A 26,421-nucleotide genomic window follows, 5' to 3' on the forward strand; every position below is an offset into this window, starting at 1 on the left:
CTGGGACAAAACTAAAAAACTACCACATAAAGACGAACAATTTGAGTGTAGTCTCTTAATACCGCTAATGATTTCCGTGCAAGACTTCGCTTTCCGCGGGTAGCCCGTGAGCCTCCTCGGCAAGCCTGCGGGGTCTCACATAAGCTACTCTTCCCGCAGGAGTCTTCGTCTTGCACTCCAATCAACCGCTAGATAGAGCTAAATCTAAATGTCCATTTGTTCAAATTAAAAACCCGAACTAATTTGTCGTTTATAACAGAAATTAGTTCGGGTTTTACTTAGGTTAAGACACTTTTGTCCCAGCCTCTCTTTGGTTTATTGGACTCTTTTCAGCTGACATCCAGATTGGCGCGAAAGAAATTCCAATGCATGTTTATTAAAATCAGCAGGCTTTTCAACATTGCAGACGTGTCCACAGTCATCCAAAAAGACTGTCTCTGCTGAAGGATCCCCCTGAATATCTTCTTCAAGGGCTTTTACAAATAAGTGATCCTCCCTCCCCGAAATATACAGCTTCGGAATATGCGGGGCCTTTGTCTGGACAAGTTGATAAGTAGATTTAACAAAAGGGGTCAATCTGTACCAACTTAAGAAACATTCCCTGTTCATTTTTTTTGCTTCCCGTATGAAAAGCTTACGTGAAACAGCATGATTATTCTTCGGCATCATAATATAGGCAAATATTCTATACAGCCATAAAAATGGCATAAGCGATTTTATTCCGTCTCCCAACTTTAAAAGTATGGATGCAAAAGGTGTAAACCGTGTGATGCATCCGGCTAAAACAGCGCTTTTCACCCGGTGGGGATATCGCTGCATCAGGGCATGAATAAAGATGGATCCCAGTGATACACCAACAAAATGAGCACGGTCTATATTCAAGTGATCCATGACTTTTAAAACTTCCCGGAGATTCAATTCAATTGAGAATCTTTCATCATAGCTTTTTACACTCGGGGACTTGCCATGACCAGGGAGGTGTACGGTTATGACATTATACTGTTTTTTAAATTCATTGAGCTGCTTTCCAAAAACAGTCGAATTGCCTCCGATGCCATGAAGGAATATAACATATTCCTCAAATTCTTCTTGATGTACTTTATATTCCAGCATGAATTCGCTCCTTAAAACCTGTAAATTTCTTGTTTACAAAAACAGTTAACGACTGAAAGAATACATCTTTCATTCAACATGAGTACTATTGTATCTTAATCCCCATTGCATTGATATACTATAAATGCAGTAAATTCGACTATTCTGTGAGTGTCATAAAATTGCAGTATTTTTTAAATATCCATTAGAAAAGCCGCCGAATAGGCAGCCTTATAGATGATTTATCTGATTGAATGGAGGTTTCGTCTTGCACTCCAATCAACCGCTAAAAACAACTAAAATCTAAATGTACTTTGATCAAATTAAAAACCCGAACTTATTTGCATCGTCTTGTGCAAATAAGTTCGGGTTTTACTTAACTAAAACACTTTTTCCCCAGTCCCTCTTACATATTTTAAAATTAAGATTTCACTTCATATTTCACGAAGAAAGGAAGTATAAGTGAAATGAAGAAAGCCATCATTACGATCATCCCGAATGTTACGGGTTTGGACAGTCCCATATCCGGAGCTATGAGCAGGCCAAAAAAGACTGCGGGTACAATGATTAAAAAAGAAACTAAAAACTTTGAAGCAAAACTGATCGTATGCTTCTTTCCACACTCCCCGCAATCAATAGGCTTATATGAACTCCAAATAGAAATCAGCAGCTCTTTCCAGCCGAACTTCCTTTTACAAACTTTACATTTTTGCAAAACAGTTCCCCCTATGAATCACATCTCTCTGATTACTATCATATCACAAAAATTCGGGAGCCATCTTCTAAAACAATGAGACCTGTTCATTTACCATAAATCGTAAAAACAGCAGACGGAGGTATATGATAAAATTGTATTATATTCTAAATTGATATGTTGGTGGTCATTGTGTCGGAAATTTATTTTATCCTCCTGTTAACAGGAGGCCTTACTTTTTATTTTTATAAAAAAAGAATTTATATCCAGACTTCTTCACTGGCCATTGTTATGGCTTTGGGGATTTTTACGCAAGGTGTCTTCCATTATTACCTGGGAATGGATTACTTTACAGGGTTCACTGGAAAGCTGCTAAGTGGAATTGTACTTTCTCTATGGATGTCCTTTATTATATCTATCCTGGCTTCAATCCGTAATAGGAAGTTCAGAGAGCTGCATTTACTGAATCCTCTTAATCGATTTGGCATTGGCACTTGGATTGCGAGCAGCTCGTTATGCGGGATCATCATTCACGAACAATTCAGCCAGATAACCGTTCCTGTAGTGATCTTGGCTATTGATAGTATTGTGTGGATGTTCTATATTGGAATCATAATCCCATACTTTATAAAAAATAAAGATCAAGAAGTCAACGGTATCATCCTGTTATCCACCGTAAGTACACAGTCTCTCGTTCTTCTTGTTCATTCAGTTTATCAAGGAGCAGACACCATCTTTTACTTTTGGTTCATTACGGCAGGCATCCTTTTTTACTTCATATGCCTGCTGTTTATCTTAAAACGGTATATATTTAATAAATGGTCAATTGTACACGACTGGAAGAATACAAACTGCATTTTACACGGGGCTCTTTCCATTACCGGGGTTGCGTCCGTTTCAACTGGAATTATGCCTTCTATACTTGTACAAGCTTTGTGGACGGCTGCAACGCTGATATTCATTCTTGTAGAATCGATTGAAATTGCCCGTTTAGTAAAACGAGTGAGTTTGTTTGGATTTCGTGAAGGTATGTGGACATACCACGTCACCCAATGGAGCAGAATTTTCACCTTTGCCATGTACTTCACTTTTACACTGCTGATGGAACCGCAGGGCCCATTTATAGAATCTGCACGAAACTTTGCGGAAGCTGCAGGCATTTGGGTGGTCATTTCCGTAACGTTCATTCAGACTGCAATTTGGTTCACATCATTCCGTTATATCTCAAAAGCGCATGAACAAAAAAGAAAGTCCAGAATTGCTTAAAAACCACATGAACATTCTTCTCTTTGCAGGCTCTGTTGAGGAAAAAAGCACACAGAGCCTTGCCTTTAAGACAACTGAAAGAGGGAATCAAACCCTTTTCCATGCAGTCAGTAATAGAAAGGAAATGACGTATTGATAAACACATTCAAGTTGGTTAGGAAAATCCCAGGACAGAAAATGCACGTTTATATCACTATCGTCGATCATACACTGGTGGATACGGGTCCATATAGTTTACATAAACAAGTAAGGGAAATCGTGAAGGAACACCCGATCCGGAATGTCATCCATACCCATCATCATGAGGATCATACAGGAAACAGCGCTTGGATTGAAAAGCATATAAAGGTTCCGCAATGGATTCATCGAGCAGGTGTGCTGAAATGCATGAATAATACCAAACTTCCTCTTTATCGTTCTGCTTTTTGGTATAATCGAAAATCCTTTAAACCAAGGGAATTTGAAAGCAGCGAATTTCATACAAAGGAGCATACGTTTAAGATTGTTCATACTCCCGGTCATTCCGTTGATCATGTCATTTTCATTGATGAGGAGAAAGGCATCTGCCTCTCGGGGGACTTATACTTATACCACTCACCCACCTCTCATTTTGCATTTGAATCCGTCCCTGAATTGATACACTCCCTGAATAAAGCATTGAATTATAACTTTCAGGAAATTTACTGTTCACACGGCGGGTATCTCCCAAATGGGCGGAGGTTAATGGAAAGAAAACGGGATTATCTGCTGGACCTTCAGGGGAAAGTCCTGACCCACTATCAAAAAGGGTTGACACCATTAGAAATCAGGAAAATGCTGCTGCCCAAAAATAGAGCTTTTCAGTATCTCTCGGCATTTGAAAATTCCCCCATGCACACGATTCATTCAATCATTGAAAACTCTTAAAGGCCCGTCCCTCAATGTTTACAGCATTGAAGACGGGCCTTCATTTTGCGAATCCAGCATAGGAACCCTATGCCTGAATTCAAGTTTATAGATGATATCAAGTATTTTCGTACCTATGAATTGACAAATGAGGGCATATACTATGACTTTCAGATCCACGACGATTCCTGTCAATAATAACAAGCTTCCATTTATGAAGAAGAGCGGGCGGCCGGGTGAACTATCCCTCAGTTTTGAAATGATGAGGGCAAGTATATCCATTCCGCCCGATGATGCGCCCATTCTGAAGAGGATCCCGATTCCAATCCCGAATAGAACTGCTCCGATGCCCATATCCGGTATCACATTCGATAAGGGGGCTTTCATATGAGGGCTGATTAAATTAACAGTAATGGATGTAACGGTTACACAGTATAGAGTCCATAATGCATTAGACTTCCCGAGCCATTTGACGGCAGCAATCAACAGACCGGCATTCAATACCCAGAGAGTAATTGAAAAAGGTACGTGAAGCAGATAATTCAGCAGAACACTGACGCTCGCTGCGCCCCCTGAAGGGATGAAATGAGGAAACAGGAAGACTGCCATTGCAGTACCTTGAATTCCTGATGCAATGAAAAGTATGACTGACTTCAGCAAATGATTCATTCTTAAAACTCCTGCTCATTAACAATCTATATCCTAGTTTAGTAGTCTTTTCGGAACGGTGCAATGTGAAAATATGCTCATGGCTTATGACTGCGGACAAAATCCTCCAGCCTTCCAAGGGCAATGTTCATATTAAGCAGGAGATTTGAATTGAAAAAGCTAATTAGTAGAGAGCACATAAAAAAATGGGGGTAATGTAAGATGAAGCTCACCCAGGACAATTGGGACGCTGCGAAGTCTTTTATATTCTCGCAAGCCCGTCCCCTGGAACAAAAGCTTTTCAATTATCATTTTGAAAATGGGAGCAAAGAAGATGTAGTAAACGAGCTGATCTCGTTTCAAAATAATGACGGCGGCTTTGGTAACTGTCTGGAACCGGATTTCCGTCTGGAGATTTCGTCCCCTATGGCTACGACTGTGGGACTGCAGATTGCCGCGGACCTTCAATTGGGAAAGAATCATCCGGTCATTATGAAAGCATTGAGTTACCTCGAATCTGTTTATGATGACCAGAAAATAATTTGGGATGCTGTACCTCCTGAAATCAATGAGGTTCCACATGCCCCGTGGTGGCACTTTGATCATGAAAAAGGGTTTTGCGGAGTACAGACGACATGGGCGAATCCAAATGCGGAGATAATAGGTTATTTTCATTTATTCAAGCAGGAAGAACCCTTATTGGGAAAATGGACAAAGATGGCCGGCGAAGAACTTTCGAAGCTGCCCCGGCCCTTAGGTAAACATGATTTCCTTTGCTACTCCAGGCTGCTTCACAATCTTTCGAAATATTCAGAGACGAAACAGTATATCTATTCAGCATTGTCACAGGCGGTGCATGAGACGGTCTGCAAAGACCCCTCAAGATGGAATGAATATGTTGCCAAACCCCTGGATGCAGCTCCTGATCCCTCTTCCCCTTTTTACGAACATCTTAAGAAAGACATCACTCTTCAATTAGATTATGAAATAAAGAGCCAGCATGTAAATGGATATTGGCAGCCTGCCTGGTCTTGGTTTGGGCATTACGAAGAGACCTGGAAAAAAGCTGAAATTGAATGGCGGGGCATTAATACCCTCTCCACGCTCCGTTCACTTGCTGCTTACGAAAAAATTGAATAAAAAAATAAACCCGGGGTTCTACCCGGGTCCGTTTGATTATTTTTCAACGAAATTACTCTTGAACCATTCCGCTGCTGCGTCGACCTCTTCTCTTCTCAATTCATGACCGCCATCCGTCCAGTACTCGGTTACAGTGGACTTCGCCTCTTTGAGGTTCCTGATCAATTCTTCGGTTTCGTCAGCTGGAATCAACGGATCTTTATTTCCTGCGCCGATGAAAACGGGCGAATCATGTAAATCCGGAATTGATACTCCCCGGCGGGGCACCATTGCATGAAAAAGGATCCCGCCTTTAAGTGCATGTTCATGATGATACATAAGACTTGCAGCAATATTAGCACCGTTAGAATAGCCCAGTGCTACTATATTTGATCGATCAAAACCATATTCCTTAGCGCTATCATCAAGAAAAGTATTTAATTCTTTGGTACGGAAGATTAAGTCTTCCTCGTCAAAGACCCCTTCTCTAAGACGTGCAAAGAATCTCGCCATCCCGTTCTCATTCACACTTCCTTTAACACTTAATACAGATGCTTCAGGCGCAATCATTTCAGCAAGCGGCAGCAAGTCCCGTTCATCACCACCGGTCCCATGCAGCAGTAATAAGACAGGCAATCGCTTATTCGTCCCTTTGTTGAAGATATGCTTCAATTTCATTCCTCCCTGTTCATTCTTTCGTATCCAAAGGTTTTAACCTGGATTCAATGGATTCTCTCTGAGCTTCAAAATATGGCGGTAAGGACAGATTTTCACCTAAGCTGTCGAAGTCTTCATCTGTTTCAAAACCGGGACCGTCCGTAGCCAACTCAAAAAGAATGCCGTTGGGTTCCCGGAAATAAAGTGAACGGAAATAATAACGTTCTACAAATCCGGAATTGGGCAGACGCGTCTGGGTAATCCAATCCACCCACTTGCGCAGCTCCTCTTCATCTTCAACCCTGAAAGCCACATGGTGAACACTTCCCCGTCCAGGTCTTTCCTGCGGCAGATCGTTCCGTTCTTCAAGATGAAGCTCAGCCCCTGTACCTCCCTCTCCTGTTTCAAACACACGGATATCAGGCTGTCCTTTTTCATATGCAGGAAACGTACCCTTTTCGCGGTAGCCCAACACTTCAGTCAATACTTTTGCGGTCAGCTCTCCCCTTGCTACTGTAAGGTTAACCGGACCGAGTCCTACGACCCCATACTCGACTGGAACAGGACTCTTGTCCCAAGGTTTTCCACCCGCTACTCCTGTATTGTTTTCATCCGATACGAGCATCAACCGCTGCCCTTCAAAATCCCGGAAACCCAGTGCAGCCCTTCCTGTACGATGAGATATCTCATCGTGCTCAACACCTGATTCTTCAAAGCGCTTCTTCCAATACGTCAGGGCTTCATCACTTTTCACTCTCAGGGAAGTCAATGAGATACTGTTTGTTCCCTTATACGTATTTCCTGCATGAGGAATCTCAAAAAAAGTGAGATCTGTTCCCGGGTTTCCCCTTTCATCGGCATAAAAAAGATGATAAACAGAAGTATCGTCCTGGTTGATGGACTTCTTCACAAGACGAAGACCAAGTGTTTTCGTGTAAAACTCATAGTTCTTCTTAGCGTTGGCTGTTATGGAAGACACGTGGTGCTGCCCTTTTAATGGTTTTAAATTCATTCCTTACTCACTCCCTGTTGATAATGGTATTTAATTATCTTCTGCTAATAGCTTACAATATATTTATCTTTAATTCAAGATATTTTAATTCAAAATTTATGTGCAGAAAAAAACCGCCTACAGCCAGGCGGGATCGTTTGTTTAAATATGTTCATTACTTTTAACTGTGATAGCCTGGGCTAGGGTAGACGTAATCGTCAGTCTGTCAAATTTCAATCCGAGTTGAACAGCAGTCTGTGCAATTTCAGGGCGCAGACCCGAAAGGATTGGCTTCACACCGATAAGCTCAAGAGCATCTACCAGCTGGAATAACTGATGTGCAACCATCGTATCAATCATCACAACACCGGAAAGATCGATGAACAGATAGGATATTTCTTTTTGGACACATTGCTCTAATGTATTTTCCAGGATCAACTTAGCTCGTTCAGGGTCAATATTCCCAATGAGAGGCACAAGCGCAGTATCTTCATTCAAGGAGATGAGTGGTGTACTGAGTTCATGGATAATCTGTTCCTGAGACTTCAGCTGTCTTTCTACAACCTCGTTCTGCAGTTCCATGAACCTGAGAATCACCCTGTCAAATGATTCAATGACGGTATCCTCCCAAATCCTAAGCAGATCCGAGCCCTTGGGATCCTCACTTTTCTGTGCGAATTCATTCACAAAGTCAAGATATTGATTTCGGACCCGCATGAACTCCTGAATGATATGATGGGTAGGTGTTTCCAGATGGTGTTTATCTTCTGCAATGGAAAGTACCCAATCATCCAGACGCTTATAAAAGGTTTCTTTTTCTATTGTGAAAACTTCACAAAATAATTGATGGAACTCAAAATTTTGTTTTTTTAAATTTTCTACTGTTTCAGGGTCATTAGAGGAGTATACTCCACTAACTTTGCTCTTATCGATAGATTCATACCAGGAGTCCGTTAATTGACGTGCTTTGCTTAGAAGATATGTATGTAAATGTTTGCTGCGATGCATATAGGATGTGTTCCCCCCATTGTTTATTTAAATTGTATACCAATGCCTGTGACTTTATCTGTTATTACTGTAAAGTGATGTTTTCCTTTCTATTATAATATAGTAATCACCCTGACACCAATATTAATGAGCCAAATCACGCAGAAGCAGCAATCCGGCATTCCAATTATTTTGTATTTATGTAAAAACATTCAATAAAATGAATATTAATAAAAAAATCCTTGTGAATGTCACTTTTGTCTCGCATCCACACATGTTAGGGTATATAATAAGAGAAAGATATCTGAATATTATGTCGATTATGATTGAAATATGCAGAATGAACTACACTTCCGGGACTCACAAATTGATCCAAAAGGTTTTTGATAACTTTTTCCTGCCACCGGCCAATTAATTGGGGAGTTGATGAAGGTGAAACGAAAACTTTCTAGATTATCAGTTGAAGTCCTTTCGATAAGAAGTGCTTGTGAATTCTGCCGAAACATGGGATTGACACCCAGTATTACGAATATATCAATGATTACAGGCTTTTCTGAAGAAAAGATCTTGGAAAGAATCGACATTGACTTCCAAGTTTGCAGAGATGAATTGATGGCATATACGGCTTCCACCCGGGAGTGATTTATTGATGATTCACTAAAATAAATATGAGGCTGGGACACAAGTGATATAGTATAAGTAAAACCCGAACTATTTTGCATGAGGTGAGGCAAAATAGCTCGGGTTTTTTATTGTTCATTGTACATTTAGGATTTAGCACATTCAGCGTTTTGATTGGAGTGCAAGACGAAGACTCCTGCGGGAAGAGTAGCTTATAAGAAAAGCAGAAGGGCTTTGAACAGAGGCGGGGGGCATAAGACGAATTGGCCTAGAAGGCGTTCTTTGCCTTCTTGGCCGGTTTGGCTTATGACCTGTGCCTCTAAGCCCTGCAGCTGGACAAGTGAGACCCCGCAGGCTTGCCGAGGAGGCTCACGGGCTACCCGCGGAAAGCGTAGTCTTGCACGGAAATCATTAGCGTTGTTTATAGTCCACTCTGAAATGTTCGTTTTAAACATGAAAATTTATGTTTTGTCCTACCCCCATTTTTTTATTATTTCTAAAGTACATTGAAATATCTGGCTTCAGGATGTGCAAACACCATCGCTGTTACAGATGCTTCCGGTTCCATCATACAACCATCTGTCAATTCAATGCCTATTCTCTCGGGTTTGAGGAGATTGAAAAGTTTTTTCTGATCCTCAAGGTCAGGACATGCAGGATATCCAAAGGAATATCGCTGACCCTGATACTTCGTCCGGAAACGCTCCTGCATCGTGAAGTCGACCGGATCAGGAAATCCCCATCTGCTTCGCATCATTTCATGCACCCTTTCAGCAAGTCCTTCAGCCGTCTCCAGTGCCAACGCCTGAATAGCATGACTTTCAAGGAATTTCCCCTCACCCTTTAATAATGCAGCCCATTCTCTGATTTGCCGGCCGGCCGTGACTGCAAAGAAACCGACATAATCCATCTCACCGCTTCCTGCCGGCCGAAGATAATCGGCTAAACAAAGATGGTCGTTTTGATTCTGACGCGGAAAATGAAACCGCTCAATTTCTTTTGATGAATCATTCGGATCGTAAATGATGACATCGTCCCCTTCTGACTGAGCCGGGAAAAATTGATAGAGTGCGGATGCATGAATAATATCTTCTTTTGCTGCCCTTTTGAATAATCCATCCGTCAATTGTTTTATTCTGATTGTCCTTTCATCTTTTTCTACCAATAGCCGGGATACTTTCCCCTTGATTCCCAGATGGTGTCCAAGGAGCATCTGCTGATTGATATATGGCTGGATCTGATTAAGGGAAAAATCCTTGATGATATGCGGTTCCAGATCCGGCGGAGTATAAACCTGGACATCCCTGGCTACTTCTGAACGCACCTTTACAGCAACAGGTGAATCACTACGTGGTTCAGGTGCAGGTCTGCTTTCTAATTCCATTAACTTCTGCCGGCTTTCTTCTTCCCACTTCTTTCTCGTCCCTCTATCCTGCATTCCATTGATGATACTTAATCCATCCATTGCGTCTTTTGCATATACTACCAGCCCGCCATATTCCTTCGCTATTTTGGTTGAGGTGAATTTCCTGGTAAGAGCTGCCCCGCCGACGATAATGGGAACCGAAATGTCTGACAGCCTCAGATCTTGAGCCGTCACGACCATTTGCTGTGCTGATTTCACCAGAAGGCCTGAAAGACCGACTATATCCGGTTTTTCTTTTCGAATCACTTCAATTAACTCCTGCGGGGTCACTTTGATACCCAAGTCTTTCACTTCATAACCATTATTACTGAGAATGATGTCCACCAGATTTTTTCCGATATCATGAACGTCTCCCTTTACGGTAGCAAGAATCACTTTTCCTTTGGAAGAAGAAGTTTCTCCCTGTTCCATATGAGGCTCCAAAAAGGCGACCGATGCTTTCATTACTTCGGCACTCTGGAGAACTTCTGCCACAATAAGCTGATTATCATTAAATAAACGGCCCACTTCACTCATTCCATCCATCAGAGGACCATTGATGATGTCCAGCGGAGTATGATACTGTTTAAGTGCCTCTTCTAGATCTGGAATAAGCCCTTCTTTTGTACCTTCCACTATATAATGAGCAAGCCTTTCTTCCAGAGTCATTGTATTTACGGGTATTTTGGTTTCTTTTTTCTTTCCCCGATAAAATTCAGTAAAAGCTGCCAGAGCTGCATCCGTCGTATCGAACAGGAGCTTTTCTGCCTGCTCAACCTCTTCAGCCGGGATCGATGCGAACCGCTCGAGTTTCTCCGTATTCACAATTGCATAATCAAGCCCTGCTTTTGTACAGTGATATAAAAATACTGCATTCAATACTTCCCGGCCGACTGGAGGGAGGCCAAAGGAAACATTGCTGATCCCGAGAATATGGGGACACTCAGGAAGAAGTTCTTTGATTCTCTTGATCCCCTCAACAGTTGCGTTCGCTGAACCTATATATTGTGCATCTCCTGTACCTACGGGGAAGACAAGCGGATCAAAAATAATGTCCTGTGGAGGAAGCCCATATTTCTCTGTCAGCAGTTTTTGTGATCTCAAAGCAATTTCTACCTTACGGGCAGAGGTCACTCCCATTCCTTTTTCATCAATGGTACCGACGACAACCGCCGCCCCAAACTTCTTGATGAGCGGAATGATTTTCTCAAATCGTTCTTCCCCGTCTTCAAGGTTGATGGAATTGATGATCACTTTCCCCTGAGAATATTTCAACGCAGTCTCAAGCACCTCTTCATCAGTGGAGTCAATGACGAGCGGCACCTTCACTTTTTTTACGACTTCTTGAATGAAAGTATTCATGTCTTCCACTTCATCCCTGTCAGGATCTGCCACACAGATATCGATGACCTGCGCTCCATTTTTCACCTGGGCCCTTGCAATTTCGGAGGCTTCCTCTATTTTGTTCTCGGCAATCAGCCTTTTGAATTTCCTGGAACCGATCACGTTCGTACGCTCACCGACGAGAATCGGGCGGTTGTCCTTATCTTCATATATAAACGGTTCTATGCCTGAAACAGCATGGGGATGTGTATCATTTGGGATTCTTGGTTCGAATTCTTTTGCCATCCGAGATAACGCTTCTATATGCCGGGGGGTTGTCCCGCAGCACCCTCCTAAAAGATTCAGCCATCCTTTCTCAAGAAACCCTTTCATTTTCAAGCTTAGTGATTCAGGGGTTTCATGATAATTGCCTTCTTCATCAGGCAGCCCGGCATTCGGATAGCAGCTTACGTAAGTGGTTGCTAAATTTGAAAGAGACCTGAGGTGGTCCCTCATGAATTCAGGACCTGTCGCACAGTTCAACCCGACAGCCAGGGGATTCAAATGTTCAAGCGACAAATAAAAAGCTTCAATATTCTGACCTGCCAATGTCGTACCCATCGGTTCGATGGTTCCAGATAAGAGAATAGGCACCTGCCTGCCGCTTTCTTTGCAGGCAGCCTGTATACCGAGATTGGCTGCCTTCACATTAAGCGCATCCTGGCTTGTCTCCAGTAATAGGACGTCAACTCCACCATCCAGAAGACCCTTCGCCTGTATACGGTAGTTCTCAGCCAGTTCCTCAAAACCGATTCCCCCGGTTACCGATAACGTTTTTGTCGTTGGCCCCATAGAGCCCGCCACAAATCGTGGCCAGTCTGCATTTGTATACGAATCTGCAGCCTTTCTTGCAATTTCAGCTGCTGTTTTATTTATTTCATATGCTTTTTTTCCCAATCCATATTCATCAAGTACAACCGGAGTGCCTCCGAATGTGTTCGTTTCAATTACATCGGCTCCTGCATCCAGGTATTCCCGGTGAATATTGTATATGACTTCAGGAGCTGTGAGAACAAGATTTTCATTGCACCCATCAAGCTCCTCCCCGCCAAAGTCTTCCGGTGTTAATTCAGCCTTTTGCAGCATCGTCCCCATAGCGCCGTCGAGGACGAGTATTTTCTTTCTAAGCTGTTCTTCAAATAATGTGACGGCCATAAGGAACCTCCTTCTCAATCCCTGCTTTTTCTTTCATATGACGAAGTAATTCTATGCTCATATCATATCTGACAAACGGTGTAATCAGATAGATTCCGTTAAATAGAGTAAGTGCTGTATCCAATAGTTCCTTTGCGATCTCCATACCGGCTGCCCGGGAATGAATGGGGTCTTTACCCGCTTCTCTCATTCTCAGCCTGGTTGCCTCAGGCACTTTAATTCCGGGTACCTCATGGTGAAGGAACTCTGCATTCCTCGAACTGAGCAGAGGCATGATGCCAATAAAGACCGGCGTATTCAAATGCCTGGTTGCTTCATATATCTGGAACATTTCTTCCACCCCAAATACTGGCTGTGAAATAAAGTAGTCAGCACCAGCTTTTATTTTTTTCTCAAGGCGTTTCACAGAAGCATCCATATGCCTGAAATTGGGATTGAACGCTGCACCGACTGAAAACTGTGTTTTTTGTCTGAGAGACTTGCCGGAAAATGATATGCCTTCATTATTTTGTTTGATTAGTTCAATCAGCTCGAGACTGGATAAATCATACACGGAAGCAGCACCGGGAAAATCCCCGATTTTTGCAGGGTCACCGGTAATCGCCAGGATATTATGAATCCCAAGTGTATGCAGGCCCATCAGATGAGATTGAAGGCCGATCAAATTCCTGTCACGGCATGTGATGTGAACCAAAGGTGAAATATCGTACTTCTCTTTAACCATTGTCCCGATTGCTTCATTACTCACACGCGGCGATGCGAGGGGATTATCAGCAAGCGTCAATGCATCGATTCCTTCCTCCTTTAGTGCCTGAGCTCCCTGAAAGAATAAGTCTGTATCAAGATGCTTAGGCGGATCCAATTCGACGATGACCGTCTTCTTTTCATTCACTTTATGGTGAAGGAGCTTTTCACTTATAGGGCGGGAAACAATTTCTACAGATTTAGTCAGCTTCACCTTCTTTTCCGTAATAGGGACCCGGCTTTTCAATTTCGCTGCTACAGCCCGGATATGATCAGGTGTCGTTCCGCAGCACCCCCCTATGATTCTTGCACCTTGACTGCGGAGTTCATTGCTGATATCCCCGAAATACCCTGGTTCTGCTGAATAATAAAATCTGCCTTCTTCATAGTTCGGCAGACTTGCATTTGGATAGACTGAAAGAAACGAACTCTTAGGGAGCGGCACTTCTTCCAGGGAAGCGACCATATGATACGGTCCCATCCTGCAATTGATCCCAACAACATCAGCACCTGAAAATTCAAGCTGATGCAATGCCTCTTTTACCTTCATTCCATTTTGCAGTACCCCCGTTTCATGCAGGGAAACCTGGGCAATTATCGGAAGATCTGTCTCCCGTTTCGCGATTTTAAGGACTGTCGTCAACTCTTCAAAATCATAATAGGTTTCAAGAAGGATCCCATCAACACCTTCAAGCAGAAGGCAATACAGCTGCTCCCTGAAGCTTCTTTTGATTTCTTCCAGTGAGACGTTTTGTTTTATCGCCCTGATTCCCCCAATGGTTCCGACCACATATGCTGAACCGCCTGAAGCTTTTTTAGCAAGTCTTACAGCCGCAGTGTTGATTTCCTTTACTGAATCCTCAAGGCCATACCTTGAGAGTTTTTCATAATTGGCCCCATACGTATTGGTCTGGATGATATCCGCCCCTGCCTCTATATAATCCCTGTGGACTTTATATACTTCCTCCGGGTGTGAGAGATTCAGTTCCTCGAAACATCGATCAACTCCATATGAATATAAGAGTGTCCCCATTGCTCCATCAGCAATCAAGATTCTTTCTTTTAAAGATTCTTTGAGCGGCTTCACACAATTCCTCCTTCATTAATGCAAACTATAAATGGATGACTTTTTTCGGTGATGACAAATTGATTGAATTCAGCCCATGGGACAAATCACTGATTAACTCGTCTGCATTCTCCAGGCCGACTGACAGCCTCAGCAGCCCGTCTGTGATGCCCCGCCTTTCCCTTTCCTCTTTCGGCATCGATGCATGGGACATTTTTGCAGGATATGAGAGGATGGATTCCACAGCACCCAGGCTTACGGCGAATACGGGTATATTCACATGCCTCTTCAATTCCCTTACCTCCCTTTCACTTTTGAGGCGGAATGATAATACAGCGCCTGGTCCTTCTGCCTGCCTGACATGAGTTTTATAACCCTTGTGATAGCTAAGCCCCGGATAATACACTTCTTCCACCTCATTTCTTGCTTCGAGGAAACGGGCTATTTTAGATGCACTTTCAGATGACTGCTTGAGCCTGACATGAAGAGTCTTTAATCCTCTTAATAACAGCCAGCTGTCCTGTGGTCCCAAAACCGCACCGAACGAATTCTGCAAGAATGCCAGTTTCTCAGCAACTTGATTGCATCCAGTCACAGCGAGGCCGGCAAGTACATCACTGTGTCCCGCCAGAAACTTAGTAGCACTGTGAAGGACTACATCCACCCCGAGCGACAACGGCCTTTGAAGAAGAGGCGTCATAAATGTATTATCCAGGAATGTCAGGCAGTCGTTGGCTTTCGCCAATTTCACAATCCCTTCAATATCGGTAATATTGAGCAGTGGATTGGAAGGCGTTTCAATATAAATCACTTTAGTATTCACCCTGATTGCTCGTGCCACCTCATGAAGATCACCCATATCGACAAAAGAGTATTGAATACCGAAACGGTTCAAAACCTCAGTGATCAAGCGATAGGTTCCACCGTACACTTCCTCCGAAATCAATACATGATCTCCCTGAGAAAGCATCATAAAAGTGGTTGAAATAGCTGCCATGCCTGATGAAAAGGCAAATCCCCGGACACCGCCTTCAAGTTCAGCAATCGTATCCTCCAATGCCTCCCTGGTTGGATTACCAGATCTGCTGTAATCATAGGTTCCAAACTGATCAAAATCTTGTTGATGGAAAGTGGTCGCGTGGTAAAGAGGAATTGAAACAGCTCCAGTATGCCGGTCATATCCATGAGAGTGAATAAGGGATGTTTGTTGAGAGTAAGTTTTTCTACTCATGAGTAAGCACCTCTCCTTTTAGTTGATTAAAAACATTGTCCAAATCAGCAATGATATCCCCGACATTTTCAATTCCAACAGAAAAACGTAAAAGACGATTGCAAATACCGATTTTATTCCTTTCTTTTACGGGAATATCAGCATGTGTCTGGGTGGCTGGATAAGTTATGAAGCTTTCAACGCCTCCGAGGCTTTCCGCGAATGTAATGACTTTCAATTTTTCAAGGAAGGGACCGACCCACTCTTCTCTTGAAATCCTAAAGGACAACATCCCTCCTCTGCCCGGGTACAGGACATCTGTCACACACTCATGATTCGTCAGATATTCTGCGATGACGCGGGCATTTTTTTCATGCTGCGCAATCCTCAAACTCAACGTTTTCATACCGCGGAGCAGAAGCCAGCTGTCAAACGGTGAAAGGACTGCTCCAATGGAATTCTGGACTGTGTATATCTTTTCTCCGAGATCCTCGTCTCGTGCAATGACCGCACCCGCCAGCACATCGTTGTGGCCGCCTAAATATTTTGTGGCACTGTGGACGACAATATCTGCCCCCTCTGTTATTGGCTTTTGCAGGATTGGGGTGTAAAAGGTGTTATCCACAATCAGCAGTAAGCCGTTATCCTTTGCAACGGAAGAAACGGTCGAAATACTCGCTTCATTCATAAGCGGATTGGTTGGTGTTTCAAGGAAGATGCCCTTCGTGCTTCCATTTATCTTCTCAATTATTCTGCTTTCATCTGCTGTATCGACGAAATGGAATTTGATATTGTATTGATTCTCATACTGAAGGAAAAGCCGATAGCTGCCGCCGTACAGATCTTCGGGAACAATCAGTTCGTCCCCCGAGGAAAACAAATTCAATATTGCCTGGATGGCTGCCATACCGGAACTGAACGCAAAGGCCCTCCTGCCTTCCTCCAACTGGGCTAATGTGTCTTCCAAAATGAACCTGGTTGGATTTCCTGTGCGGGAATAATCAAATCCAGTAGATTTTCCGATTCCCTGATGCTCATATGCAGTAGATAAGTATATTGCCGGACTGACTGCACCTGTCCTGCTGTCTGTACGATTACCGGATTGTACGAGGATTGTATCAATGTGTTTACTCACTTTTCGCCTCTCCTTTTCTCAGTAAAATGAAAAGGGGTATAAAATAAAAAGCCCCCTTATGCAATATAAGAAGGCTTCATCATTCATTCTCCCTCTTATCGGCCAAGTTGAATCAACTTGCTGGAATTAGCACCATGCGCCATGCTGGTTGCTGAGGTGTCACCGGGCCAGTCCCTCTACCTCTCTTGATAAGAATCTATTTAGTTTTTCTACAAGGATGTTTTCTAAAAGATTGTTGCTTTTCGTAAATTGACTAGTAGCCTGAATGTTGCTTGTATACGTGCTCTTTTCGAATTCAAGTTAATCTACAGGTGGACGAACATCAGAAAATACCAAAGTTCCGGTATTTTCTTGTGTATTGAGCAACAAAGTATGCGAAAAGAGCTTTCTCCAAAAACTTTATTAAAATAACTTCTTCATAACTTACAACATACTTTATTAAATGTCAATGAAAATTATGAATACTTCGTCATTTCACGTCAAAAATGTTTTAGGTTACAAATGAGATTCAATAAGAAATGTTTAAAGTATCTACTTAAAGTCTAAATGTATAGAAATACTTAGATAGGATGTGATTTGCTTGAAAGGTGTAACTTTCCAAGGGAAAGAACAAATGGTGGTAAAAGAAGTTGAAACTCCTGATATTCAAGAGAATACCGATATGATTGTGAGGATTACTGCAAGCGGCATCTGCGGTTCTGACCTTCATCTTTATCACGGCGGAATCGAGCCTGAACAAGATTACGTAGTGGGGCACGAGCCGATGGGGATTGTAGAGGAAGTAGGTTCGAATGTTAAAAGTTTAAAGAAAGGCGATCGTGTAGTCATCCCTTTCAATATCGGATGCGGAGAGTGTTTCTTCTGTAAGAATCAGATGGAAAGTCAATGTGACGACTCAAATCCTCATGGAGAGGTCGGCGGGTTATTTGGGTTTACAGAAATGAACGGCGGCTATCCGGGTGGTCAGGCAGAATACCTTCGGGTCCCTTATGCAGACTTTACTTCGTTCAAAGTGCCCGAGTCCAGCAGTCTTGATGATGAGAGTGTCCTCTTCCTTTCGGATGTCATTCCTACAGCTTATTGGAGCGTAGAGAACAGCGGAGTGAAAGAAGGCGATACGGTCATTGTCCTTGGCAGCGGACCAATTGGGTTGATGGCCCAGAAATTCGCTAAACTGAAAGGAGCCGAGCGGGTAATCGCAGTCGATCAGGTCGATCACAGGCTCCAGCACGCTAAACGCACAAATAATGCTGAAACGTATAACTTCAAGGAGACCCCTGATATCGGTTCTGTCCTCCATGAATATACAAAGGGAGGCGCTGATGTTGTGATTGACTGTGTCGGAATGGACGGGACCGTTCCACCTGATCAAACATTCGGATCTGATTTCGATAATCAATTCGGGACCATCAGCCCGATAAAAACGGCCTCTCAATCGGTAAGAAAATTCGGTACCGTGCAATTGACAGGTGTTTATGCCACAGAAGCAAATCGTTTTCCAATAGGGGACTTCTTCAGCAGAAATGTCTCCATCAAAATGGGACAGGCCCCAGTCATACACCTTATGCCAAAACTGTACGATATGATCGAAAACAAAGAATTTGACCCGACTGATATTATTACCCATCGTATTCCCATTGAAGATGCAGCGCGTGGATACGAGATTTTCGATAAGAAAGAGGACGGCAATATCAAGGTGATATTAAAACCATAAACCTATATTATACAAGCTGCCATTCAACTAGATCGGCAGCTTGTATTTTTAATGTCATGAATGAAGAATCCCTATTTTCCTTTTCACCTCCTGCAAGAATGGTCTCGTTTTCTTTCTTGCTTTCTCAGCACCATCCATTAAAATTTCATTAAGCTTTTCAGGAGAGTCCATCAATTCACGATACTTTTCACGAGGCTCTTCCAAAAACTCATTCATGACTTCAAAAAGCTCTTTCTTGGCCTCTCCCCATCCGATACCGGATTGAAACCGGTTCTTCATCTCATCTGCTTTAACTTCTGACGCAAATTCTTTATATAACGAAAATATAATCGAATCATCTGGATTTTTCGGAGCCGCAGGCGGACTTGAATCCGTCTTGATCTTATTGACCAATTTTTGCAGTTTTTTTGGCTCTTCGAACAATGGGATGGTATTATTATAACTTTTGCTCATTTTACGTCCATCCAGACCTGGCAATACGGCCGTTTCCTTTTCCACGATATAGTGAGGCAGGGTGAACGTTTCTCCATAGGTATGATTAAAGCTTTCAGCAATATCCCTTGCAATTTCCACATGTTGTATTTGATCTTTCCCCACCGGTACAACTTCTGTCTGGAATAGGAGAATATCCGATGCCATCAATATCGGATATGTAAACAATCCCATATTCACCCCTGTATCGGCTTCTTTTCCTGCTTGGGCATTTCCCTCTGCAAGCGCCTTATAAGCATGTGCGCGGTTCATTAATCCCTTTGGGGAAAAACAGGCTAAAATCCAGCTCAGTTCAAAAATCTCCGGAACGTCCGACTGTCTGTAGAAAATCGCTTTCGCCGGATCAAGCCCCAAAGCCAGCCAAGTGGCGGCAATCCCGCGGCTGAGCTCGTTCATTTCCTCTTTGTTGTGTATCTTTGTCAAACCGTGATAATCCGCTACAAAATATGCGGGCTGATACGATTCTTCGCGCGCCAGCTCCAATGCCGGTTTTATGGCACCGATATAGTTCCCCAGATGCACCCTGCCCGTGGGCTTGATTCCTGTCAGTACTTGCTTTTTCACTTTTACAAACCTCCTTTTCACCTAAACACAAAAAGGGCTCCCCGTCCAAAAAGGACGGGAAACCCGTGGTGCCACCTTCATTCGTTTACATAAAGCAAACGCACTTTCCTGTACAGAGGGACATACCTCGATACATTGCCTCTTTTATCGGTGAGACTCTCCGCCATAGCTTACTTTCCACTTCAGCCTGGATGCTCAGAAGCCCATTCGTCTGCCTTCCCACACTGATTCTCACCGGCCATCAGCTCTCTGAATTGTTTCGACAGCTTACTTTTCTTCATCATTGCATGTGTTATGTCATTTCCAATATTTTATAGTAACAGAAATAATTGGTCAATATATTTTTACATTTCCTTTGAAGAAAAAGGCAGAAACAATTTTACCCCTCTCCTGTTAAAGGGAAGGACTTTCATGTCTCCCGCCAAGTGACTTGCATAGCCCAGCATGCACGCTTCAAAGACACCTTGGATCATAAGGGAGGATTCAAGGTAACGGGCAATAAAGCCAAAATAAATGATGCCTATAACAGAATGTGTATAACTTCTGTGTGAAACCAGTGAAGCAATCACTATGTAGATTCCCAGTAAGCACAGCCAGGTTTCATTGATATGCCAGCCACCGACTGTGACGGCGATTCCTGTAAAGGTCAGCATCCTTCTTTGGGTAATGAAGGTTGAAAGCAAGAGGATTCCTGCGCCGTACCCCAGCCCTATCCATTGATCACTCCCTCCTTCTTCCAGGAAGCTGTACACCATCATTAATAGTCCAATCACCAAAGCTGCCGCACGAATCATTTTAGAAGAAAACGTAACCTTATTACTGAGCTTTCCATCGATATCTAAATCCGGAATAAGCCCCGAAATGCCGCCAAAAGTGACGAGTGTGGCTGTCGACGCAAAGTCTGCCCCAATTGAGTTGGCTGTGATGAATCCCGCTGCTGCCCCTGCTGCCATATGTGCTGTTCCGTTCACAACATCCCTCCTCAAGTAAATGAAATATTGAAACTATCATGATAGAGGATAAATTGCGAAATGAACATGGGAATCTTGAATTATTTTTCCAGAAGTTCATCTTTAATTCTATTTATCACTTTTTGAAAATACGAAATAGGATGGGCAACAAAGTCCTGAAGGGTTGCCTTCCACTTCTTATCAATTAATCCCTGATTATCATCTACAACAAACCCTTCTAAACTGATTTCATCTGCTGCATGATGAAAAAGTTGATCAGCCTCATCAAGTGTCGTCCGGAAGATTCCGGATAATTCCTCAGTTTGCAAGCGAAAGCTGTCAAAAGAAATTGGTTTTGTATATAAGTAAACATTCGCTAACTCGCGATCTACTATTCCTGCGCCGTTCAGCTCTTCTTTCATGATCCCTGCAAAAATAAGTTGATCATAAGGAATTTCCACTCCCAATTCTTCATGGATCTCCCTCACTCCATCTTCCATCGATTCTTGAGATAAAATATGACCTGCAGCAGTAATGTCGAGAAGCCCCGGATAATCTTTCTTACTTTCGCTTCTCAGCTGGAAATATATATAAATTCGACTCCTGCTCTCATTATAATGTGCCATCCAGCAGTGAAAGGTTTCATGCCAATACCCAAGGGCATGCACTTCCGTTCGGGTACGTTCACCTAATCTATTATAATCTTCATCGAAGATTGCAAGTTTTTCTTCAGTCATTGTTCCAACACCTTCAATTTATTATCATTCTTCCAGGAACATTATGTATTGTGAATCCGCTTATAAGCATCCAGCAGATCTTTCACTGGAATATCATTAATCTTCATTCCTGACAGATCACTGTCACTTATCTCAATTCCCTTTAAATCGCAGTTTATGAACTTGCTTCCTTGAAGGTTGCATCCCTCAAAGCTCACGGGTTCTCCTTCTTCTCCCAAGTCCGTGTTTGTAAAAGTTGTACCGCTAAGTGATAGATGTGCAAATTCACTTTTTGAAAGATTCAAATCAGCAATAAGAGAATGAGTAAGATTAATATTTTGAAATTTCAATTCACTCATATTACAGTTACTTACGTGAATACCTTTTAAATTACTGTTGATGATCGAGCTTTCTTCCATATTCACCCCATAATACTCTGAATGGTTTAAACTGCAATGTTCATAAATTCTGTGAGATAAATCTTCATTCTTTAGAAGTTTTTGGTCGTCGGGTTTCGTCTGGATCAGTTTCTCATAGGAATACTCCTCCGGGGATTCAAACGTTTTACTATATCCCATTTTCTCATAAAAATAATGATTACTTATTTGCTTTGCAGATGTCTCGAGATGCCATATCCTTACGTTTGGATATCTTTCTTCGATCATTTTTATCGCCTTGGACCCGATTCCTTCCCCCTGATGTTCCGGCTGAATGAAGATGCGGTCGATTCTCCCATATGATTTGCCTGAAATGGTCACATAGATTCCACCTGCTGGTTTTCCACCGGCTGAAATGATGAAAGCATCCAATTCGCTGATCATGTACTTATTCTTTCTAACAGAGTCATACCCGGGCGGCTGAATATTATAATCCAGGGTCTTCTCATTTCCGAGCCATCTCGCAGCTTCACGATCAAACGTTTTTTTCATGATGCCGGTCAATAATTCAGCATCTTCCAAAGATGCCTTTTCTATCGAAATATCCACAAATACTCTCTCCTTTATTTGAAGTCATTTCCATATTAACATGGTTTTTTCAAAATCTTTACACAAAAGAAAGAGATTGGGACAAACAATTACAGAATAGCTAATGGTTTACGTGCAAGACTTCGCTTTCCGCGGGTATCCCGTGAGCCCCTCTCCTTCTCGCGGCAGATCCTGTGCAGCTCCGGAGGCTAGCCCCTCGAGGTCATAAGCCTCTGAGCAGAGCCCTTCCGCATTTCAATCAGGAGTCTTTATTTTTCAATCCAATCAACCTCTGGGAAGGTCTAAAATGTATATTTGAATTAAACAAATTAAAAACCCGGACTGATTTGCCTCTTCAACTGCAAATCAGCTCGGGTTTTATATAGACTAAAGTACTTTTATCCCAGTATCTTTTTCAGTAATGCTTTATCTATTTATCCAGCCATTTAACCTTAACAATCTGAATATGAAACTTCCCGTGATAAATATAATCCCGCCGAGAAAAGAACCAAGCGTGTTCATAAGCCAATCATCGATATCTGTCGCCCTTCCCAAAGGAAGATAGTATTGAGTCAATTCAATAAGGAATGATAAGATGGCCCCGAGGAATGTCACCTTTAAAAGGATTGCCCGCTGGTGCCGCATCCACCAGCCTGAAAAGAAAGCAAAGGGTACGAACAAAAACACGTTGGCTAATAAGTTTCGAATCGGCACATCTAAATGATTCCGATAAATTAGATTCAGTCTCAAATTTGAAAAAGGATCCATATTGGTATGACCTTTTACCCCGCCGTTCATGCCTCCGTCACCCAGCATGGGTGTAAGGGTGATCAAACATATACCGCCAATGGAAATTGAAAGCAATAAAACAGGAAGGAGGTTCATCCACCTTCCTTTGCCTTTTTTCTTTTTCCATACGGAGACGGCCAGGAGGGAAGTCATGGTAAACAGTGCAAGAATGGGGATCACCCATCCAAATGCGCTCCATAATTCCTGCATCTTACGTCTCCTACTTTCCTGCCTTGTCTATTTACTAAGTTATACAATTCTATAAGTACATTTATACCACTTTTCTTAAAAAGAAAAACATAATCATATTATTCTCGATAAAAAATCCATTTCCTCTCATCGTTGATTCTAACTGTATGTCCATCTTTATCCAGTCTTTCTAAAAACGGGATCATGTACTTCCGGGATAAACCCAACAGTTCTTTTGCCTCAGTGATATTGAATCTACGGTCTGTTTTTCCTTTCAGCTCATTGACTGCCTTCTTGTAGGTTTCATAAGCATACGCATGCTTTTCATCGAGTGGAATAATCCACTCCTGTCCAATAAAAAAGTAATAAAATTCCTGTCTTAACGATCCAGGGATACCGGCTTCCTTAAAATATTCTTCTATTGGTTTTACTTTCAAATTATCCTCCTTTAAGGAGTGTAAAAGCTGCACGCACCTTTTTTCCCACTGTGAAGGGAGGCTCGGTATAAAATCATGTATACGGAGAACTCCATTTTCAACAGATACTTGCTTCTGCTGAATCAGTCTTTCGATACTGAACTGGATGACCGTATCAGTGAAAGACTCCAGCATCGAGTGTAGCTCCCCCTTGTTGATTCCCTTTTCAAGGGGATGCCTGTCATGATAGGTACTGATGACATCTACAATCTTCTTTTCACAGCTTTCTACAATACTTATATGCGTCACAAAAGTATCGCGCAGCATAATCCAGCCTGGCTTATTCAGCAATTCCTCAAGGTCTTCTTGTGTAAGGGAGACTTCAAGTATCAAAGATTGTACAGGTACACTCTTTTTCTGTTGAAGAAGTCTTAAAATCCTTTCTTCAGCAGAACCCTCCATTACCGCACGCAATTTCGAAATAGTTTCCTGGCCAAAGCGGTACCTTTTTCCACTTGGATTAATAATCCAACCTCCGCCCAGTGTTTCTGAAGGCGATGGCCTCCTGATTATAAATCGATCGCCGCGTTTAACTACAATCTTATCGTTTAGCCGGATTTGACATAGAATAGAGTCTTCTGCTTGTTCTGTTTTATTACGGTCGAAGAATACAAGCTTCCCCATTACCTCTGAAGTTCCTGTATGGAACTTGATTTCCATACGCTGTTTAAGTCCATTCTTTATTCCGCCAAGCGTATTCAATGAAACATCGATTGTATCCGTGACAGAAAAGAGTGAAGAGGATACAACTGCGTTTCCGCGCTCAATCTGTTGATAATTGACACCTGCCAAGTTGATGGCTGCACGCTGTCCTGCACAACCTTTGCTGCTCTTTTCTCCATGGACTTGTATCTGCCTTGCTTTCGCCTTGATTCCTTGAGGGAGTATCGTGACTTCTGCCCCCGTTTCTATCTCCCCTTCATATATGGTCCCCCTGACAATGGTACCTTGTCCTTTCAGTGAAAATATCTGATCGATCGGCAAACGGAAATCACCTTCAGAACTCCTGACAGGTATATCTTCTATCGATTTTAAAATTAAATCCTTCAATTCCTGGATACCTTCACCTGAGATACTGTCGACCAACACCAACGGGGCATTTTCAAAAGGAGAGCCTTCAAGTTCTTCCTTCACTTCATCTTTAGCAAGTTCCCTCAGTTCCGCATCCACTTTTGACATTTTCGTAAGTGCCACAATCCCATTTGAAATCCCAAGAAGGGAAAGGATATCCAAATGCTCACGTGTTTGAGGCATGATTCCTTCATCGGCTGCTATAACGAGCACCACAAGGTCAATTCCACCTGTCCCTGCAATCATTTTCCTCACAAAACGTTCATGGCCGGGCACATCGATAATGGAAATCTGCATATCCTCTTCTTGATGAAACGGGGCAAAACCGAGTTCTATCGAAATACGCCTTTCCTTTTCCTCTTTTAGGCGATCGGTGTCGATGTTGGTAAGGGCCTTAGTCAGTGCAGTTTTACCATGGTCAATATGTCCGGCCATTCCGACCGTATAGTACCGTTTCCTCAACATTCTCACCTGCTTCTTCTAAGACTTCTTCTTTCTTTTATAATGAGTGAATAATACGCCTGTCATCAATGCAAAGCATGCAATAAACAGGATACCTTTCATACTTTCCCCTTCTGAGAAAGATTTGATCGTCCAAAACAGAATCACTACTGTGATGATACAATCAAAAATAAATATGCCTTTTGAATTTCGAATATTCCTCACCTGCTTTTTATATAGAATGACTATACTTACTTTACCATAAGCGCTGATCTCAATAAAAAAATAGCCGGCCGGACAAGCCCGCCTTCTAAAGAGGCTTGATCCAACTCGACTATTTCCGATCAGTTTTTAATTTGAACCTTCTTTTATAAGTGTCTTCATGTCGGAGGTGATTTCATCGTAAGGTACATCGCTGTTCCCGCTGTAATTCTTAACCACAACACCTTCTTGATTGACGAGGAAGAAGCTTGTCTGATGAATGACTTGGTCAGAATTGGGGTCTTTTGCAACGATTGTTTTGAATGAATGTTCAGCAAAGTCCTTGATTTCATCAAACTTATAACCGGTCAATAATTCCCACTTGCCTGTATCCGCTTCGTATCCTGAAATATATTCCTTCAGGGCCTGCGGTGTATCGTTTTCGGGGTCGACGCTGAAGGAGACGATCTTATAATCCTCTACTCCTGCTTTCTTCAGTTCTTTTTGCAATTTCGTAAGATTGAACGTCATTGGCGGACAGACCGTTTCACAGTTAGTGAAAATGAAATCTGCAATCCAAACTTTTCCTTCCAAGTCTTTGAGACTTACTTTTTCATTTTGTTGATTGGTATAATTGAAATCCGCTATTTCATAATCCGTTTCTGCTTGAAAGTCACTATTGCTGCAACCTGCAAGGAGAATCCCGACTGCAGCCATCACGACCGCTATTAATTTAATTTTAGGCACTAAAATCTCCTCCGCTTTCCACTACTCTCTCTCATTCTATGTTAGTAG

Annotated in this window: 23 protein-coding genes, 1 riboswitch and 1 other annotated feature; of the genes, 6 read left to right on the forward strand and 17 right to left on the reverse strand. The window is 42.5% G+C overall.

Going from position 1 to position 26,421, the window contains the following annotated elements; genetic code table 11:
• Window positions 1-315 precede the first annotated feature (315 nt).
• Both ACKA06_RS08660 and ACKA06_RS08665 read right to left on the reverse strand, forming a co-directional pair.
• Complete coding sequence (locus ACKA06_RS08660; RefSeq protein WP_032088662.1) at window positions 316-1,113, reverse strand: alpha/beta fold hydrolase; 798 nt, start codon at window positions 1,111-1,113, stop codon at window positions 316-318.
• Window positions 1,114-1,513: 400 nt separating this feature from the next.
• Window positions 1,514-1,807, reverse strand: coding sequence for a TIGR04104 family putative zinc finger protein (locus ACKA06_RS08665; RefSeq protein WP_058298499.1), 294 nt, complete (start codon window positions 1,805-1,807; stop codon window positions 1,514-1,516).
• A 171-nt stretch (window positions 1,808-1,978) separates the two neighbouring features.
• Between ACKA06_RS08665 and ACKA06_RS08670 the strand changes: the two genes are divergently transcribed.
• On the forward strand, window positions 1,979-3,052 hold the full coding sequence (locus ACKA06_RS08670) for a TDT family transporter (RefSeq protein ID WP_411159433.1): 1,074 nt from the start codon (window positions 1,979-1,981) through the stop codon (window positions 3,050-3,052).
• Between the two features lie 132 nt (window positions 3,053-3,184).
• A complete protein-coding gene (locus ACKA06_RS08675; RefSeq protein ID WP_411159434.1) occupies window positions 3,185-3,958 on the forward strand; it encodes an MBL fold metallo-hydrolase in 774 nt (257 codons plus the stop codon).
• Between the two features lie 18 nt (window positions 3,959-3,976).
• On the opposite strand, the gene ACKA06_RS08680 is transcribed toward ACKA06_RS08675, so the two are convergent.
• Window positions 3,977-4,606: a YitT family protein gene (locus tag ACKA06_RS08680; RefSeq protein WP_198257676.1), complete on the reverse strand. Its 630-nt coding sequence runs from the start codon at window positions 4,604-4,606 to the stop codon at window positions 3,977-3,979.
• A 201-nt stretch (window positions 4,607-4,807) separates the two neighbouring features.
• On the opposite strand from ACKA06_RS08680, the gene ACKA06_RS08685 reads away from it, so the two are divergent.
• Window positions 4,808-5,725 (forward strand): hypothetical protein, encoded by a 918-nt coding sequence (locus ACKA06_RS08685; protein ID WP_411159435.1) that lies wholly within the window; start codon window positions 4,808-4,810, stop codon window positions 5,723-5,725.
• Between the two features lie 36 nt (window positions 5,726-5,761).
• Here the strand turns inward: ACKA06_RS08685 and ACKA06_RS08690 are convergent, their stop codons facing one another.
• From ACKA06_RS08690 to ACKA06_RS08700, 3 genes are all read right to left on the reverse strand, one after another.
• Window positions 5,762-6,376: an alpha/beta hydrolase gene (locus ACKA06_RS08690; protein ID WP_214874077.1), complete on the reverse strand. Its 615-nt coding sequence runs from the start codon at window positions 6,374-6,376 to the stop codon at window positions 5,762-5,764.
• 16 nt (window positions 6,377-6,392) lie between these two features.
• Complete coding sequence (locus ACKA06_RS08695; protein WP_064565764.1) at window positions 6,393-7,373, reverse strand: ring-cleaving dioxygenase; 981 nt, start codon at window positions 7,371-7,373, stop codon at window positions 6,393-6,395.
• Between the two features lie 141 nt (window positions 7,374-7,514).
• Window positions 7,515-8,360: an STAS domain-containing protein gene (locus tag ACKA06_RS08700; protein ID WP_032088667.1), complete on the reverse strand. Its 846-nt coding sequence runs from the start codon at window positions 8,358-8,360 to the stop codon at window positions 7,515-7,517.
• 411 nt (window positions 8,361-8,771) lie between these two features.
• Between ACKA06_RS08700 and ACKA06_RS08705 the strand changes: the two genes are divergently transcribed.
• Together ACKA06_RS08705 and ACKA06_RS08710 are read left to right on the forward strand one after the other, a co-directional pair.
• Window positions 8,772-8,981 (forward strand): hypothetical protein, encoded by a 210-nt coding sequence (locus ACKA06_RS08705; protein ID WP_141687703.1) that lies wholly within the window; start codon window positions 8,772-8,774, stop codon window positions 8,979-8,981.
• Window positions 8,982-9,266: 285 nt separating this feature from the next.
• A complete protein-coding gene (locus ACKA06_RS08710; protein ID WP_411159452.1) occupies window positions 9,267-9,470 on the forward strand; it encodes a hypothetical protein in 204 nt (67 codons plus the stop codon).
• Here ACKA06_RS08710 and metH read toward each other — a convergent pair.
• From metH to ACKA06_RS08730, 4 genes are read right to left on the reverse strand one after another with little or no spacing between them, the layout of a single operon-like run.
• Window positions 9,457-12,903, reverse strand: a complete 3,447-nt coding sequence (gene metH, locus ACKA06_RS08715) for a methionine synthase (RefSeq protein ID WP_411159436.1) — start codon at window positions 12,901-12,903, stop codon at window positions 9,457-9,459. The two genes, ACKA06_RS08710 and metH, sit on opposite strands and share 14 nt — an antisense overlap.
• Window positions 12,884-14,734 carry a bifunctional homocysteine S-methyltransferase/methylenetetrahydrofolate reductase gene (locus ACKA06_RS08720; RefSeq protein WP_411159437.1) on the reverse strand — a complete coding sequence of 617 codons (1,851 nt, stop codon included), beginning with the start codon at window positions 14,732-14,734 and terminating at the stop codon, window positions 12,884-12,886. The genes metH and ACKA06_RS08720 overlap by 20 nt, the downstream gene beginning before the upstream one ends.
• A gap of 25 nt (window positions 14,735-14,759) precedes the next feature.
• Entirely contained in the window at window positions 14,760-15,944 is a 1,185-nt protein-coding gene (gene metC, locus ACKA06_RS08725) for a cystathionine beta-lyase (RefSeq protein ID WP_198257683.1), read from the reverse strand.
• Window positions 15,937-17,058 carry a methionine biosynthesis PLP-dependent protein gene (locus ACKA06_RS08730; RefSeq protein ID WP_411159438.1) on the reverse strand — a complete coding sequence of 374 codons (1,122 nt, stop codon included), beginning with the start codon at window positions 17,056-17,058 and terminating at the stop codon, window positions 15,937-15,939. Before ACKA06_RS08730 ends, metC begins: the two co-directional genes overlap by 8 nt.
• A 92-nt stretch (window positions 17,059-17,150) precedes the next feature.
• Window positions 17,151-17,253: riboswitch (SAM riboswitch) on the reverse strand.
• 385 nt (window positions 17,254-17,638) lie between these two features.
• Between ACKA06_RS08730 and ACKA06_RS08735 the strand changes: the two genes are divergently transcribed.
• A complete protein-coding gene (locus ACKA06_RS08735; RefSeq protein ID WP_411159439.1) occupies window positions 17,639-18,772 on the forward strand; it encodes a zinc-dependent alcohol dehydrogenase in 1,134 nt (377 codons plus the stop codon).
• Between the two features lie 54 nt (window positions 18,773-18,826).
• On the opposite strand, the gene ACKA06_RS08740 is transcribed toward ACKA06_RS08735, so the two are convergent.
• From ACKA06_RS08740 to ACKA06_RS08770, 7 genes are all read right to left on the reverse strand, one after another.
• Window positions 18,827-19,828 (reverse strand): tryptophan--tRNA ligase, encoded by a 1,002-nt coding sequence (locus ACKA06_RS08740; RefSeq protein WP_411159440.1) that lies wholly within the window; start codon window positions 19,826-19,828, stop codon window positions 18,827-18,829.
• Between the two features lie 47 nt (window positions 19,829-19,875).
• Window positions 19,876-20,121, reverse strand: a binding site (T-box leader).
• Between the two features lie 51 nt (window positions 20,122-20,172).
• On the reverse strand, window positions 20,173-20,799 hold the full coding sequence (locus tag ACKA06_RS08745) for a metal-dependent hydrolase (RefSeq protein ID WP_032088675.1): 627 nt from the start codon (window positions 20,797-20,799) through the stop codon (window positions 20,173-20,175).
• An 80-nt stretch (window positions 20,800-20,879) separates the two neighbouring features.
• The gene (locus ACKA06_RS08750) at window positions 20,880-21,515 is read right to left on the reverse strand and encodes an NUDIX hydrolase (protein ID WP_032088676.1); all 636 of its coding nucleotides are present in this window, start codon (window positions 21,513-21,515) and stop codon (window positions 20,880-20,882) included.
• Between the two features lie 41 nt (window positions 21,516-21,556).
• Window positions 21,557-22,423, reverse strand: a complete 867-nt coding sequence (locus ACKA06_RS08755) for a GNAT family N-acetyltransferase (protein ID WP_052011631.1) — start codon at window positions 22,421-22,423, stop codon at window positions 21,557-21,559.
• A gap of 462 nt (window positions 22,424-22,885) precedes the next feature.
• Window positions 22,886-23,458: a VanZ family protein gene (locus ACKA06_RS08760; RefSeq protein WP_052011625.1), complete on the reverse strand. Its 573-nt coding sequence runs from the start codon at window positions 23,456-23,458 to the stop codon at window positions 22,886-22,888.
• Window positions 23,459-23,556: 98 nt separating this feature from the next.
• Window positions 23,557-25,449 carry a selenocysteine-specific translation elongation factor gene (selB, locus tag ACKA06_RS08765; RefSeq protein ID WP_411159441.1) on the reverse strand — a complete coding sequence of 631 codons (1,893 nt, stop codon included), beginning with the start codon at window positions 25,447-25,449 and terminating at the stop codon, window positions 23,557-23,559.
• A gap of 327 nt (window positions 25,450-25,776) precedes the next feature.
• The gene (locus tag ACKA06_RS08770) at window positions 25,777-26,373 is read right to left on the reverse strand and encodes an SCO family protein (protein ID WP_321203283.1); all 597 of its coding nucleotides are present in this window, start codon (window positions 26,371-26,373) and stop codon (window positions 25,777-25,779) included.
• Between the last annotated feature and the right edge of the window lie 48 nt (window positions 26,374-26,421).

It is taken from the genome of Rossellomorea oryzaecorticis (genome assembly GCF_045897515.1).
GTDB lineage: Bacteria > Bacillota > Bacilli > Bacillales > Bacillaceae_B > Rossellomorea > Rossellomorea enclensis.